Here is a 13453-nt window from a genome sequence, read left to right on the forward strand (position 1 = left end):
CTGGTGACAGTGGCCGCCCTCCGGCGTACGTACGCGCCCCTGCGCACGCTCCGGAGCGCGCCCCGTGCACCATGGTTCAAAGATTGCGCAACCTCTAAAGTATTACCCATGGATGATCACGGCAGAACGGAATGGGAAGTCGCGGTCCTCGACGGAGGACCCGCGAACGGGGTACGGATGCGGGTCGCCGACCGGCCGTCCGTGGTGCAGGTGACGTACCCCTGTGAACTGGACGGCCCCTCGGGCGGCGCCCAGGTGGACGCGCTCTTCGTCTACCGGCGCGACCCGCGCGTACAGGGCGAACCCCTGCGGTACGGCTTCGATCTGGCCAGCCCCTGAAGGCCTGACGGGACCGGACGAACCCTCAGCGGTTCGAGGGGGGAGGAGAAGAAGAGGACGACGAGGGAGACGGCGAGGGCACAGGAGACGGCGAGGAGGGTGCAGGGGAGGAAGCCGGGGAGGAAGCCTGCGAGGAAGAGGACGGCGGGGCGGGCGGGGCGGCGGCATCCACCACGACGCCGCCCTCCTCCTTCATCGCCTTCGTCTCACTCTTGAGGATGCGCAGGGACTTGCCCACGGCCCGTGCGGTGTCCGGCAGCTTCTTCGAGCCGAACAGGACGATGATCACGATGGCCACGATCAGCAGGTGCCAAGGCTCCAACCCGTTACGCAACATGCCGCCCCGCCTTCCTCTCGTCGAAATCCCCGTCGAAATCCCCGGATCCCTCGTCGAATCCCGGATCGGCCGCGCCCCGCGTCACTCCCGTACCCGGGGCCCACACCTCTCACTAAAGTTGCTACATTGCGCAACTGTACAACCAAGAGGCCGGCCAGAGGGATGAGGGCGCACATATGGCAGGCAGCCGCCAGCAGCACACGGCATCCGCGCGCACGAGCCGTCGCGCCGCCCCCGCCCGCTCCCGGCGGCGCAAGCGCAGCGGGCTGCGCACGTCGTTCGTCGTCACCCTGTCCCTGCTCGTGCTCGCCTCCGCCGGAATCGGCTGGATCTACCTCAAGCTCAGCGGGAACATCAACACCTTCAGCGCGGGCGGCCTCTCCGACAACCGGCCCTCGGGCTCGTCCAAGGGCCAGAACGTGCTGGTCATCGGCTCGGACGCGCGGACGGACGGCAACAGTTCACTGGGCGGCGGCGACAAGGACGACATCGGCCGCTCCGACACCTCGTTCCTGCTGCACATCTACGCCGACCACCAGCACGCGGTCGCCGTCTCCATACCGCGCGACACGCTCCTCGACATCCCGCCCTGCCGACTCCCCGACGGTACGTGGACGAAGACGCAGGTCAACGCCATGTTCAACGCGGCCTTCTCCGTGGGCCAGAGCGCCCAGGGCAACCCCGCCTGCACCCAGAACACCATCGAGCACCTCACCGGCCTGCGCGTCGACCACACCGTCGTCGTCGACTTCAAGGGCTTCGCGAAGCTGACCGAGGTCGTCGGCGGGGTCCAGGTGTGCCTGCCCCAGGACATCTACCAGAAGGACCTCAACCCCAACCGCGCCACCCAGGGCCGGCGGATCTTCACCGAGGGCGCCCAGACCGTCTCCGGCCGGCAGGCGCTGGACTACGTACGGATCCGGCACGGCATAGGCGACGGCTCCGACATCGGCCGGATCAAACGCCAGCAGGCTTTCGTCGCCGGTCTGCTCAAGAAGGTGAAGAGCGACGGCCTCACCCCCACCAAGCTGCTGCCGCTCGCGAACGCGGCGACCCGGTCCATGACCGTGGACCCGGGGCTCGGCTCCGCCGACAAACTGATCAGCTTCATGATGTCGCTCAAGGACATCGACCTGCACAACACCAAGTTCGTCACCATCCCCTGGCGGTACGAGGGCGCGCGCGTCGCGATCGTGGAACCGGACGCCTCCGAGCTGTGGACGGCGCTCAAGGCGGACCGTACGGTCGACGGCAAGGACGCCAGCGGCACGAAGGACTCGGGCGCCGGGAAGGCCCCCGCCTCCCCCACACCGAGCGCCACCGGCGGGGCGTCCGGTGAGGAGTCCGGCGAGGTCTCCGGTGGCGGCATCAGCGTCGCCGTCTACAACGGCACCACCGTCACCGGGCTGGCCGCGCGGGCCTCCCGTACCCTCACGGACCACGACTTCGTCGTCACCGGCACCGCGACGGCGAGCAGCCAGGACCACACCACCACGGTGATCGAGTACGGGGTCGGTCTGGAGAACCGGGCCAGGACCGTCGCGCGGCTCTTCCCGGGAGCGGAGGTCACGCCGGTGTCGACCACCTCGGGCATCGATGTCGTGCTCGGCACGTCGTACGCGGACGCCCCGGCCGGCGGGACGGGCGACGCCACGGGGTCCCCCTCCGCGCCGGCCGCCTCGCCCGGCTCCGTACCGTCCGCCGTGGCCGACGACGCCCGTTCGGCGGACGACGACCCCTGCTCGAACCTTTCCTACGGCTGAGCGGCGACGCTCACACCGTCCGGTTCGTGGCGCCGCTCGTGGCGTCCCCTAGCCACCGCGAGGCCGGCCGCGTACAGCGCGAGGACCAGGGCGAGCAGGACGTAGTACAGCGCGGGCAGCGACGGCATCCCGAGGACCGGGCCCAGCGGCGAGAGCGGCAGCAGCAGCCCGGTCACGGCGAGCCCGGCGGCGGCCCAGCGGACCGGCCCCCCTCCGGTACGGCTCGTACGCAGCAGGAGCATCACCAGCGCCTGGGTGAGCAGGTTCTCCGTGAACCACCCGGAGTGGAAGGCCGCCTGGGTGCTCCCGTCCACCGTGGTGTGCAGGGCGAGCGCCAGCACCGCGAACGTCGCCAGGTCGGCCGTGGCGTTGATCAGCCCGAACCCCGTGATGAACCGGAGGAACGCGCGCGACCGCAGCTCCGTCGGCCGGCGCAGCGCCCCGGCCCCCGGCCGGTCGTACGCGAAGGCGAGCTGCGCCGCGTCGAAACAGAGGTTCTGCACAAGGACCTGGGCCGGGAGCATCGGCAGGAAGGGCAGCAGCAGACCCGCGACGAGCATCGCGATGACGTTGCCGAGGTTCGAGGAGAGAGTGATCCGCAGATAGGTCGCGATGTTGCCGCTGGAGTGGCGCCCGGCGCTGATCGCGTGGTCGATCGCGGTGAGGTCCTTCTTCGCCAGGACGACATCGCTGGACTCGCGTACGACGTCGACAGCGTCGCGCGGGCAGATCCCGACGTCCGCGGCGTGCAGCGCGGGCAGGTCGTTGACGCCGTCGCCGAGGAAGCCGGTGGTGTGGCCGTCGGCGCGTACGGCGGCGACGATACGGGCCTTGTGCTCGGGCGTGCAGCGCGCGAAGACGGTGGTGCGCCGGGCGACCTCGGCGAGTTCGGCGTCGGTGAGCCGGTCGATACGGTCGGCGGTGACCACACCGCCGTCGCCCGGCGCCACGGTGACCACACCGCCGTCGCCCGGCGGCCCCAGCGGCACCCCGAGGTCCTGGCAGGCGCGCGCCGCCGTTCCGGGATGGTCGCCGGTGAGGATCCGGACCGTGACGCCACGGGACGCGAGGACCTCCAGCGCGTCGGCCGCGGTCGGGGCGAGGGCGTCGCGGAGGGAGACGAACCCCCGGAAGTCGAGGCCGCGTTCGTCGGCCGGGGTGTAGTCGCGGCGCCGGGCCGGCCGCTCGGCGGTGGCGACGGCCAGCAGCCGCAGCCCGCTGTCCGCCTCGCGGGCGGCGAGGGCGGTGAGCCGCGCGCGTTCGCCGTCGTCGAGCGCGCACCGCTGGAGGACATCGGCGACGGCGCCCTTGACGACGAGGGTGTGGGTACCCAGGCGTCCCGGCCGCCGTACGACCGCGGTGGAGAGCCGCCGTACGGGATCGAACGGCAGGGCCGCGACGCCCTCGTACCCCCCTTCCGCCCCTGCCGTCCCTGCCGTCCCTGCCGTCCCTGCCGTCCCTGCCACGTCTTCCGCCTCTTCCGCGGCATCGAGAATCGCCTCGTCGAGCGCGTCGGGAGCGGGCAGATCGGCCAGTTGCAACGTCCACCAGGCATTGACGGCGGCCCAGTGCAGTACCTCCGGGTCGGGGTCGCCGTGCGCGTCCGTCGCCCGGTCCAGGACCGGGCGGTCCTGGGTGAGGGTGCCCGTCTTGTCCAGGAACAGTACGTCGACGGCGCCCAGGTCGTGGAGCGCGGGCAGCCGCTTGACGATGACGCTGTGGTGGCGTGCGAGGAGCGACGCGCCCCGGGCGAGCGCCGTGGTGACGATGACCGGCAGCATCTCCGGCGTCAGCCCGACCGCCACCGCGACGGCGAACGGCAGCGTTTCCAGCCCCCGGCCGCGCAGCGCCGCGTTGGCCATCAGGACCAGCGGCGGCGTCAGCAGCATGAACCGGATCAGGACCCAGGAGATCCCGTGCACCGAGCGGTCGAAGGCGCTGGCGGGGCGCCGTCCCGGGCGGCTGCGCGCCGCGCCCCACCGCGTGCGGGTACCGGTCGCGACGACGACCGCGGTGCCGCTCCCGGAGGCCACGCTGCTGCCCTGGAAGCAGAGGTGCGGCTGCCCGAAGACCCCGAGGTGGCCGCCCGCGCCGACGTCCCCTTCGCCGGGCGCGTCCACCGCGTACTTGGCGACCGGGGCCGACTCTCCCGTCAGGGGCGCCTGATGGACGGTCAGGCCGCTCGCGCGCAGCAGCCGTACGTCGGCGGGCACCAGGTCGCCGGGGCCGAGGCGGATCACATCGCCGGGCACGAGCTGGTCGACGGGGATCTCCCGGGGCCGCGGCTGATCGCCCTCGCCGCCACTGTCGGTACGCCGCAGTACGGTGGCGGTCGTGGCCACCAGATCGCGCAGGGCGGCCATGGAGCGGTCGGCGCGGTGCTCCCCCGACGAGCGCAGCAGACAGCTCACGGCGACGAGCGAGAGGATCACCAACGCGGTGCCCCAGGCGGAGACGGTCGCGGACACCAGCCCGAGACAGAGCAGCACGGCCGTGAACGGATCCCGCAGGCTCCGTACGAAAAGTCCTGGCCAGGAGGGTGCGTTCCACTCGGGGACGGCGTTCTCGCCGTATCGGAACAGGCGCTCCTCGGCCTCCGTGTCGGTCAGTCCGCGCGGCCCGCTGTCGAGGCGGCGCAGCACCTGGAGGGCGGTGAGCGGGGCCCCCCGCCCCCGCGGGCCCCGGCGCCCGGCCGTGTCCGTATCCGTACCCGCGCGCGTGTCCGTGCCTGTGTCCGTCTCCGTGCCCGTGTCCGCCGGGACGCCCCAGGCCGCGGGACCCGGCACGACGGACTCGGGCATGGCGGTCTCAGGCGCCGACGTCGCTGATACGCCGCGGCCCCGGCGCGAGCGCCGCGCGGTCGGTGAGCTGGCCGACCATCAGCCGTACGACGGTCACGACACCGGGGTCGTCGACGAAGTAGACCTGCCGCCGGCCCTCCCTGCGCGACCGTACGAGACCGGCCAGCTTCAGCTTGGTGAGGTGCTGGCTCACGGCGGGCAGCGCGCCGCCGACCCGCTCCGCGAGCCCCGTCACATCGCTCTCGCCCTGCGCCAGCACCCAGACGATGTGCAACCGCGCGGACGACGCCAGCAGCCCGAACGCGGCGGCGGCGTCCGCCAGCACCTCGGCGGAGGGATCCCCGAAGCCGTCGCCACCTGCCGTCACGATCGCTCTCCTGTCCCACGCGGGCCGTCCACCCGCGTATCCGTGCCCGAGCCCCCGTCCGAAGTCCGAATCCCCTGCCCGAACCCAACGGCTCAGTCTAGGGGCTGTCCCTACGGAGGGGTCTCAGGCGACAGGAGGCTCCCGGCCGGTACGGGAGCGGCCGGCCGTCAGGGGCGCTTCGGGGGTTCGTTCGGCTCGACGATGGTGCCGGTGACGATACGGCGCCCACCCTGCGAGCCGTCCTGGGCGCCGCCCGGTGACTCGTCCTGCTGTGCGCCGCCCGCGGCGGCGCTGTCCGCCTTGCCCTCCTCCTTGAGCGCTTTCGTCTCGCTCTTGAGGATGCGGGCGGCCTTGCCCGCGGACCGGGTCAGCTCGGGAAGTTTCTTCACCCCGACCACCACGGCGATGATGATGAGGATCACGGCCAGTTCGCTCAAGCCGAACATCAGGTCTGCTCTCTCCCGGGAACGTCCGCGGCCGTCCTGCCGCCGTGTCGCCGCAACATCTACAGCGCTGTAGAAGTATCCCGCATCGACCGCACACGCAACAAGGCCAGGGCCACCCTTGCACGGACCACTGTCAGGACGTCAGTGGCCCCGCCTGTGCAGGTGGTCACAGAGGCACCCCGAGCGCCCGCTTGGTGGCGCGGTACCGCGCCAGGAACACCCGGCGCAGCCAGCGCACCGACGGCGGGAAATTACCCAGCAGCGCCGTGTGCCCCGGGACCCGGTCGGGGTCCTCCAGCAGGCCGAACACGAGATGCGGCCCCGTGCGCGGGCCTCCGTGGACGATCGCGGTCCGCACCCGGGGGATCTCGCAGTCGGGCACCCGCGGGAACAGCTCCAGCAGGAGCGGCTCCTCCTCGTCGAGGTTCCTGTTCAGGATCGACTGGACGCGGATCGCGGAAGGCAGCCCCGTCATCGCGGCCTCGCCGACGACCACCAGGACCTCGCCGCGCCCGCCGGTCATCTCGCGGGCGGCGATCGCGTCGACCGTGCGGCTGAGGGTGTGCAGCTCGGCTTCGAGCGCCTCGCGCTCGGTGGCCACGGCCTCCAGCTCGGCGACGGGCCCGGGAAAGAGCTCGCGGAGCACCGGCCAGAGCAGGTCGGACTCGCTCGCGCGCTGCCCTCGGACGAACTCGATCAGCCACCGGGCCGTGCCGACCAGCGTCCGTACGTCGACGGGCCGGCCGTCGGCGAGCGCCGAGAAGGACGCGGTGACCAGCGCCGCGCCCCGGCGCATGAGGGTGTGTTCGGCGAGGAGTTCGTCGTGGATACGGGTGCGTTCCGCACGGAGCGCGGGTGAAACAGCCATCGTCCGTCCGTCCCCCTTCTTCACCGCGGGCATGCCCGCTGAGGCGCTCCGGGACGAGAGCACCTCTCCCTGAAGAGATGCCCGTCACACAGGCCCCTCACACCTCCTATCCCCTCATACCTCCCATCCCGCTCATACCTCCTGTCCCGCTTCATACCTCCTGTCCCGCTCAGCGCATATCCCCCTCGCCTCGCGCGGCATCGCGAAGTTATCCACAGGCTGAGGGGGATCTCGACGCGATGTCAGCGACCCGGCGCAGAATGGGGTCATGACTGAGATCAACGGTTCGAAGCCGGACTCGACGCGGGACTCCGGGCAGGACCCGGCGCGGGACTCCATGCCGGAGTGGGAGCGGCGCTTCCGGGCCCCTCGCGTCTCCCTGCCCGACTGGGCGGAGGACGCGCCGGAGCGGGCGCTGTTCGTGTCCAACGCGACAGGGACGTATGAGCTGTACGCGTGGGATCGCGCGACGGGCGCGCAGCGTCAGGTGACGGACCGGCCGAACGGGACGACGGACGGCGTGCTCTCGCTCGACGGCGAGTGGATCTGGTGGTTCTCGGACACGGACGGGGACGAGTTCGGGGTCTGGATGCGTCAGCCCTTCTCCGGCGCGGGGGAGACCGGCGCCGGGGCGGCGGAGAGCGGGCCGGGGCCGGACGAGCCGGCGGCGGGGCTCGCCCCCTCCTATCCCGCCGGTCTGGCGTTGGGGCGGGACGGCACGGCGGTCGTCGGGCGGTCGACCGACGAGGACGGCTCGACGGTCCATGTCGTACGGCCGGGTGAGGAGCCGGTGGAGATCTACCGCCACCGGGAGTCGGCCGGGGTCGGGGATCTGTCGCACGACGGCACGCTGCTCGCGATCGAGCACACCGAGCACGGGGACGCGATGCACTCGGCGGTGCGGGTGCTGCGGCTGGACGGCTCGGTGGTGGCCGAGCTGGACGACACCGAGGGCGGTACGCGTGAGCTGGGGCTCGACGTGCTGGGCTTCGCCCCGGTGGCCGGGGACAGCCGGCTGCTCATCGGCCATCAGCGGCGGAGCCGCTGGGAGCCGATCGTCTGGGATCCGCTGACGGGCGAGGAGACCGATCTCGCGATCGAGCTGCCCGGCGATGTCCACGCCGAGTGGTATCCGGACGGCTCGGGGCTGCTCATCGCGCACAGCTTCGAGGCGCGCGACGAGCTGTGGCGTTACGACTTCGCCAGGAGCGCGCTGATCCAGGTGGAGACTCCGCCCGGCACGGTCTCGGGGGCGACGGCGCGCCCGGACGGCAGTGTGGAGTATCTGTGGTCGTCGGCGGCCAGGCCGCCGCAGGTGCGCTCCACGTCGGGCGGGGTGGTGCTCGACCCGCCCGGTATGACGGCCCCCGTCTCGGTGCCGGTGGAGGACGCGTGGGTCGAGGGCCCGGGCGGCCGGGTCCACGCGCTGGTGCAGCGGCCGGCGGGCGAGGGCCCTTTCCCGACGGTCTTCGAGATCCACGGCGGCCCGACGTGGCACGACAGCGACGCGTTCGCCGCGGGCCCCGCTGCCTGGGTCGACCACGGCTTCGCGGTCGTCCGGGTCAACTACCGCGGCTCGACGGGGTACGGACGGGAGTGGACGGACGCGCTCAAGCACCGGGTCGGGCTGATCGAGCTGGAGGACATCGCGGCGGTCCGCGCGTGGGCGGTCGCCTCGGGTCTGGCCGACCCGGCGCGGCTGGTCCTGGCGGGCGGCTCGTGGGGCGGCTATCTGACCCTGCTCGGCCTCGGCACCCAGCCGGACGTCTGGGCCGTGGGTCTCGCGGCCGTACCGGTCGCGGATTACGTGACGGCGTATCACGACGAGATGGAGGCCCTGAAAGCGATGGACCGCACCCTGCTGGGCGGTACGCCGGAGGAGGTGCCGGAGCGGTTCGAGGCGTCGTCCCCGCTGACATACGTCGACGCGGTCCGCGCCCCGGTCTACATCTCGGCGGGGGTGAACGATCCGCGCTGCCCGATCCGTCAGGTGGAGAACTACGTGGACCGGCTGGCAGCGCGCGACGCGGTCCACGAGGTGTACCGGTACGACGCGGGACACGGTTCGCTGGTGGTGGAGGAGCGGATCAAGCAGGTGCGGCTTGAGCTGGACTTCGCGAGGAGGCACCTGGGCCTCGGATAGACCGGACGGGCGCGCGGACGGACCGGAGCGGCGGCGCCGGGGTGGGCCGGGCGGCGGCGCCGGGGTAAGCGGGCCCCGGGCCACGGGGGCGGGGCGGCGTTCCGTACCGTGGAGGGGTGTACCGGTTCCTGGTGACTCCGCGATGGTGGGGGATCAACGTCTTCGTCGTACTGGCGATCCCCTTTTGTATCTTCATGGGAATGTGGCAGCTCGGGCGCTTCGAGGACCGGGTGGACACGCATCGGGCGGCCGAGGCCAAGCCCGATCCCGCGAAGCGGCCCGCCGTGGCGGCGGCCTCCCTGCTCCCGGTCGACCAGGAGACCTCGGGGCGCCATGTCACGGCGACCGGACGGTACGCGGACCAGTTCGTGGTGCCGGACCGGAAGCTGGACGGCAGGACCGGTTCGTACATCCTGACCATGCTCCGCACCGACGACGGCAAGGCGCTGCCCGTCGTCCGCGGCTGGCTGGCCGGTGGCGAGAAGACGCCCGCGCCGCCGACGGGCGAGGTGACGGTGACCGGGTCGCTCCAGGCGTCCGAGGCGGTCGGGTCCGACGGGGTGCGCTCGGGCGGACTGCCGCCGGGGCAGCTCGGCATGATCAGCGCGGCCTCGCTGGTCAACGTCGTACCGTACGAGGTGTATGACGCCTGGGTCACCGTGGGCCAGGCGTCGGACGGGCTGCTGCCCGTACCCGCCGCCGCGCCGCAGAACACCGGGCTCGACCTGAAGGCGTTCCAGAACCTCGGGTACACCGGCGAGTGGTTCGTGTTCGCCGGGTTCGTGGTCTTCATGTGGTTCCGGCTGGCCCGCCGCGAGGTGGAGACCGCCAGGGACGAGGCGCTGGGGCTGGGCACCGCGGCCTGACGGCCCGGACGCGGCCGGGCCGGAGGGCCGGAGCGGTACGAGTGCGGGGCCCGCTTCCGGTTCGGTTCCGGTTCCTGTCTAGAAGCCGCTGAGGAGGCCGGTCCAGTAGACCGTCCCCGCGCAGGCGTTGGGGACCGTCGCCTGGACGGTCGTGCCCGCCGCCGCGGTGTAGGAGACGGAGACGCTGCCGTCCTCGGTGGTCCCGTCGTTGAGGAGCTGAGGCTCCGAGCCGGTACTGCCCTCGCCCGGGCCGGTCTCACCGGTGCCGGCCGTCGAGCCGGCGGTCGTGCCCGCCGAGCCGTCGTCCGTGGGCGAGGGGTCGGGCGAGGGGCCGCCCGAGGTGGGACAGGTGTCCGACGGCACCCAGGCGAACTTCACCTGGTACGTGCCGTTCGGCGGCAGCGTCAGCGACGACACCTCCTGCGAGGGGTCCGGCAGCCCGGTCGCCGCGTCGCCCGCGAAGTGCGTCGACGTGCTGATCCTGGAGCTGTCGGCCGCGCCGATGGTGCCGAAACCGATCGAACCGCGGCCGCTGACCGTACATCCGGAGGCGGAGACGTTGGCGAGGCGGAACGTGCCGTAGACCTTGCCCGTGGCGTCGGCGGCGCCCACCTCGGCGGTGGCCTGCCGGAGCTGGCCCGCCGTACAGATCTGCGAGGAGGCGACGCTGCTGGAGCCGCCGGAGTCCTCGGCCGTGCCGCCCTTGCCGCCGCCTACCGCGTCCGACGCGTCCGGATCGGGCTTCTCCTTCTTGTCGGGCTCGTCCTCGTCGGCGGAGACCTTGTCCGAGGGGCCGTCCGGGTTCTTCTTCCGGTCGCTGTCGGGCGGGCCCGCGTCCGCGCCGCCCTGCGACTTCTCGCCGTGCCCGGCGGCGACGGGGTGTTCGTCCGAGGCCGTACTGGTGTTCGTGACGTGCACGAAGGCGGGGACGGCCGTCCCGAAGAGCAGCGCGGCGGCGGCCATTCCCACCACCGCCTGCCGCTTCCGGGCCCGCCGGGTGGGGACCGCCTTGCGCAGATGGTCCAGCGCGCCGTCGGAGGGCCTGAGGTCACCCACGGCACCGTGCATGAGCCGGCGCAGCGCCAACTCGTCACCGTCCAGGGCCCCGCCCAGGTCGGTGGACAGGTCCGTACCTCTGTCCGCGGACAGATCCGCCGACAGGTCGCCCGTGTCACCCGCACCACCCGCGTCACTACGCGCGGCATCGGGCTCGTCGGACCCCTCCGACGCCTCCGAGACCTCCGACGCCTCGGAGACCTCCGACTCGTCAGGCTCCTCGGCCTGTTCCGCCGCCGCGTTGACCTCGGCGGCTTCTCCGTCGGCGCGGCCGCTCAGCTCGTTCTCCGGCCCGTTGTTCACAGTTCCGTTCCCAGTCAGGTCGTTCGACGGCACGTCCGGCGCTTCCCGCCCGTCCTTGCGCCCCGCGCTCATGCCGACGCCTCCATGGCGACCCGCAGCGCCGCGATCCCGCGTGAGCCGTACGCCTTCACCGAGCCCAGGGATATCCCCAGCGTCTCGGCGACCTGCGCCTCGGTCATGTCGGCGAAGTAGCGCAGGGAGAGCACTTCACGCTGTCTGCGCTGCAATCCGCGCATCGCCTTGATCAGCGCGTCCCGCTCCAGCAGGTCGTACGCCCCTTCCTCGGCGCTCGCCATGTCGGGCATCGGCTTCGAGAGCAGCTTCAGTCCGAGGATGCGGCGGCGCAGCGCGGAGCGGGAGAGGTTCACCACCGTCTGCCGCAGATACGCGAGCGTCTTCTCCGGCTCGCGGACCCGGTTGCGCGCGGAGTGCACCCGGATGAACGCCTCCTGGACGACATCCTCGCAGGAGGCCGTGTCGTCCAGCAGCAGAGCGGCGAGACCGAGCAGCGACCGGTAGTGGGCGCGGTAGGTCTCGGTGAGATGGTCGACGGTGGTTCCCGCCGCCATCGCCTCCTCGGCGCCCTCGCGCTGGGACGGGATACGGGCGGGCCGCGCCGCCGGCATGGGGGCGATCACCGGCATGCCGCCGGGCATACGGGGCCGTCGGAGCGGACGCACTGCCGCGCCGCGCACCGGGACAACCGCTGTGATGTCGAGAACCTCTGCTGCCACGCCTGTTGGACACGCTTCCCCCCGTCAGGGTTGTACGCGCACGCCGCCCCATATGACGCTGCACTGAATACCCTCATGCGTACCCGATCTCCCCCTATGCCCCAGTTCCGCGGCACCACACGGGGGCGACCACAGAGACGCTTCCCAGCCATCCGGCGGTTGCGGTTCTCGCGCGACGCTCGCGCGGAAACTCGCGGAAGGGTGGGACGAGAAGCGTCCGACATGGCAACGCCCCAGTTCACAAGGCATAGCCGGTCAGCCTGCCCATGGGGCGTTCACAGATCCTACAAACTTTTGAACCGTCACGGCGTACTGATTTGCGCCGACTACCAGGCGTTCGCCGATCGGCTACCCGGCGGCTACCGCCGTGGCTTCGCCAGCTCGGCGGCGACGGCCTCGGCGATCTGCGCGGTGTTCAGTGCGGCGCCCTTGCGCAGATTGTCGCCGCAGACGAACAGTTCCAGCGCCCTGGGGTCGTCCAGCGAGCGCCGTACGCGTCCCACCCAGGTCGGATCCGTCCCCACCACATCGGCGGGCGTGGGGAAATCGCCCACCCCCGGGTTGTCGAAGAGCACCACGCCGGGGGAGGTCGCCAAGATCTCGTGCGCCCGGTCGACGGTGATCTCCTGCTCGAAGCGCGCGTGCACGGAGAGGGAGTGGCCGGTGATCACGGGGACGTGGACACAGGTCGCCGCGACCCGCAGCGCGGGCAGGTCCAGGATCTTGCGGGTCTCGTCCCGGATCGCCGTCTCCTCCGTGGACCACCCGTCGCCGGTGGGGTCCGGGGAGCCGGCCCACGGCACGACGTTGAGGGCGAGCGGCGCGGGGAACGGACCGGTGGCGTCGCCGACCGCGCGCCGCACGTCGCCGGGGTGCGTGCCCAGTTCCTTACCGGCGACCAGGGAGAGCTGGTCGCGCAGGGCGTCCACCCCGCCCCGCCCCGTGGCACTGACCGCCTGGTACGAGGAGACGACCAGCTCGCGCAGGCCGAACTCGGCGTGCAGCGCGCCCACGGCGACGATCATCGTGAGCGTGGCGCAGCCGGGCCCGGCGATGATGGAGCGCGGCCGGGTCCGTACGCCGTGGGGGTTCACCTCGGGCACGACCAGGGGCACGTCCGGGTCCATCCGGAAGGCGGCGGAGTGGTCCACGACGACGGCGCCCTTGGCCGCGGCGACGGGTGCCCACCGTGCGGACACCTCGTCCGGTACGAGGAACACCGCGACGTCGACGCCGTCCAGCGCCTCCTCGGAGAGCGGGACGACCTCGGTCGCCTCGCCTCGTACGGACAGCTTGCGGCCGTTCGTACGAGGGGAGGCGAGCAGCCGGATGTCGCCCCAGATGTCGGCGTGCTGCGTCAGGATCTGGAGCATGACGGCGCCGACGGCCCCGGTCGCACCCACGACCGCGAGCGTCGGCCGCCCGTTCAT

At 72.2% G+C, this 13453-nt stretch carries 12 protein-coding genes; 4 read left to right on the top strand and 8 right to left on the bottom strand.

Translation table 11 applies throughout. The features are described 5' to 3' along the window. The first annotated feature begins 108 nt into the window (after nucleotides 1-108). Nucleotides 109-339, top strand: a complete 231-nt coding sequence (locus tag ACIQ7D_RS05510; protein ID WP_385005743.1) for a hypothetical protein — start codon at nucleotides 109-111, stop codon at nucleotides 337-339. A gap of 25 nt (nucleotides 340-364) precedes the next feature. Here ACIQ7D_RS05510 and tatA read toward each other — a convergent pair whose 3' ends face one another. Then, nucleotides 365-676, bottom strand: coding sequence for a Sec-independent protein translocase subunit TatA (gene tatA / locus ACIQ7D_RS05515; protein WP_403933901.1), 312 nt, complete (start codon nucleotides 674-676; stop codon nucleotides 365-367). A gap of 176 nt (nucleotides 677-852) precedes the next feature. Here tatA and ACIQ7D_RS05520 point away from each other — a divergent pair, with 176 nt between their 5' ends. Next, on the top strand, nucleotides 853-2439 hold the full coding sequence (locus tag ACIQ7D_RS05520; RefSeq protein ID WP_403933903.1) for an LCP family protein: 1587 nt from the start codon (nucleotides 853-855) through the stop codon (nucleotides 2437-2439). Here ACIQ7D_RS05520 and mgtA read toward each other — a convergent pair. The 4 genes from mgtA to ACIQ7D_RS05540 form a co-directional block, all read right to left on the bottom strand. Beyond that, the gene (gene mgtA / locus ACIQ7D_RS05525) at nucleotides 2430-5240 is read right to left on the bottom strand and encodes a magnesium-translocating P-type ATPase (RefSeq protein ID WP_403933904.1); all 2811 of its coding nucleotides are present in this window, start codon (nucleotides 5238-5240) and stop codon (nucleotides 2430-2432) included. The two genes, ACIQ7D_RS05520 and mgtA, sit on opposite strands and share 10 nt — an antisense overlap. A 7-nt stretch (nucleotides 5241-5247) precedes the next feature. Beyond that, nucleotides 5248-5607 carry an ArsR/SmtB family transcription factor gene (locus ACIQ7D_RS05530; RefSeq protein WP_403933905.1) on the bottom strand — a complete coding sequence of 120 codons (360 nt, stop codon included), beginning with the start codon at nucleotides 5605-5607 and terminating at the stop codon, nucleotides 5248-5250. A gap of 167 nt (nucleotides 5608-5774) precedes the next feature. After that, the gene (locus ACIQ7D_RS05535) at nucleotides 5775-6053 is read right to left on the bottom strand and encodes a twin-arginine translocase TatA/TatE family subunit (protein WP_403933907.1); all 279 of its coding nucleotides are present in this window, start codon (nucleotides 6051-6053) and stop codon (nucleotides 5775-5777) included. 166 nt (nucleotides 6054-6219) lie between these two features. After that, nucleotides 6220-6921 (bottom strand): hemerythrin domain-containing protein, encoded by a 702-nt coding sequence (locus tag ACIQ7D_RS05540; RefSeq protein ID WP_403933909.1) that lies wholly within the window; start codon nucleotides 6919-6921, stop codon nucleotides 6220-6222. A gap of 268 nt (nucleotides 6922-7189) precedes the next feature. Between ACIQ7D_RS05540 and ACIQ7D_RS05545 the strand changes: the two genes are divergently transcribed. Together ACIQ7D_RS05545 and ACIQ7D_RS05550 are read left to right on the top strand one after the other, a co-directional pair. Beyond that, the gene (locus tag ACIQ7D_RS05545; protein ID WP_403933911.1) at nucleotides 7190-9064 is read left to right on the top strand and encodes a S9 family peptidase; all 1875 of its coding nucleotides are present in this window, start codon (nucleotides 7190-7192) and stop codon (nucleotides 9062-9064) included. Between the two features lie 116 nt (nucleotides 9065-9180). Then, nucleotides 9181-9930 carry an SURF1 family protein gene (locus tag ACIQ7D_RS05550; protein ID WP_403933912.1) on the top strand — a complete coding sequence of 250 codons (750 nt, stop codon included), beginning with the start codon at nucleotides 9181-9183 and terminating at the stop codon, nucleotides 9928-9930. A 78-nt stretch (nucleotides 9931-10008) separates the two neighbouring features. Here ACIQ7D_RS05550 and ACIQ7D_RS05555 read toward each other — a convergent pair whose 3' ends face one another. The 3 genes from ACIQ7D_RS05555 to ACIQ7D_RS05565 all read right to left on the bottom strand — a co-directional run bounded on the left by ACIQ7D_RS05555 (nucleotide 10009) and on the right by ACIQ7D_RS05565 (nucleotide 13453). Then, nucleotides 10009-11361, bottom strand: a complete 1353-nt coding sequence (locus ACIQ7D_RS05555; protein WP_403933914.1) for a hypothetical protein — start codon at nucleotides 11359-11361, stop codon at nucleotides 10009-10011. Further along, the gene (locus ACIQ7D_RS05560) at nucleotides 11358-11933 is read right to left on the bottom strand and encodes a SigE family RNA polymerase sigma factor (protein WP_399297154.1); all 576 of its coding nucleotides are present in this window, start codon (nucleotides 11931-11933) and stop codon (nucleotides 11358-11360) included. Before ACIQ7D_RS05560 ends, ACIQ7D_RS05555 begins: the two co-directional genes overlap by 4 nt. A 449-nt stretch (nucleotides 11934-12382) precedes the next feature. Then, nucleotides 12383-13453: an aspartate-semialdehyde dehydrogenase gene (locus tag ACIQ7D_RS05565; RefSeq protein WP_403933915.1), complete on the bottom strand. Its 1071-nt coding sequence runs from the start codon at nucleotides 13451-13453 to the stop codon at nucleotides 12383-12385.

This window comes from Streptomyces sp. NPDC096310, from assembly GCF_044763125.1.
GTDB lineage: Bacteria > Actinomycetota > Actinomycetes > Streptomycetales > Streptomycetaceae > Streptomyces.

Bases quoted from the DNA above. Each gene is read 5' to 3' on its own strand.
- mgtA (WP_403933904.1), bottom strand. From the start codon at position 5,240: ATGCCCGAGTCCGTCGTGCCGGGTCCCGCGGCCTGGGGCGTCCCGGCG.
- ACIQ7D_RS05560 (WP_399297154.1), bottom strand. From the start codon at position 11,933: ATGCCGGTGATCGCCCCCATGCCGGCGGCGCGGCCCGCCCGTATCCCG.
- ACIQ7D_RS05540 (WP_403933909.1), bottom strand. From the start codon at position 6,921: ATGGCTGTTTCACCCGCGCTCCGTGCGGAACGCACCCGTATCCACGAC.
- tatA (WP_403933901.1), bottom strand. From the start codon at position 676: ATGTTGCGTAACGGGTTGGAGCCTTGGCACCTGCTGATCGTGGCCATC.
- ACIQ7D_RS05555 (WP_403933914.1), bottom strand. From the start codon at position 11,361: ATGAGCGCGGGGCGCAAGGACGGGCGGGAAGCGCCGGACGTGCCGTCG.
- ACIQ7D_RS05510 (WP_385005743.1), top strand. From the start codon at position 109: ATGGATGATCACGGCAGAACGGAATGGGAAGTCGCGGTCCTCGACGGA.
- ACIQ7D_RS05545 (WP_403933911.1), top strand. From the start codon at position 7,190: ATGACTGAGATCAACGGTTCGAAGCCGGACTCGACGCGGGACTCCGGG.
- ACIQ7D_RS05520 (WP_403933903.1), top strand. From the start codon at position 853: ATGGCAGGCAGCCGCCAGCAGCACACGGCATCCGCGCGCACGAGCCGT.
- ACIQ7D_RS05535 (WP_403933907.1), bottom strand. From the start codon at position 6,053: ATGTTCGGCTTGAGCGAACTGGCCGTGATCCTCATCATCATCGCCGTG.
- ACIQ7D_RS05565 (WP_403933915.1), bottom strand. From the start codon at position 13,453: ATGAACGGGCGGCCGACGCTCGCGGTCGTGGGTGCGACCGGGGCCGTC.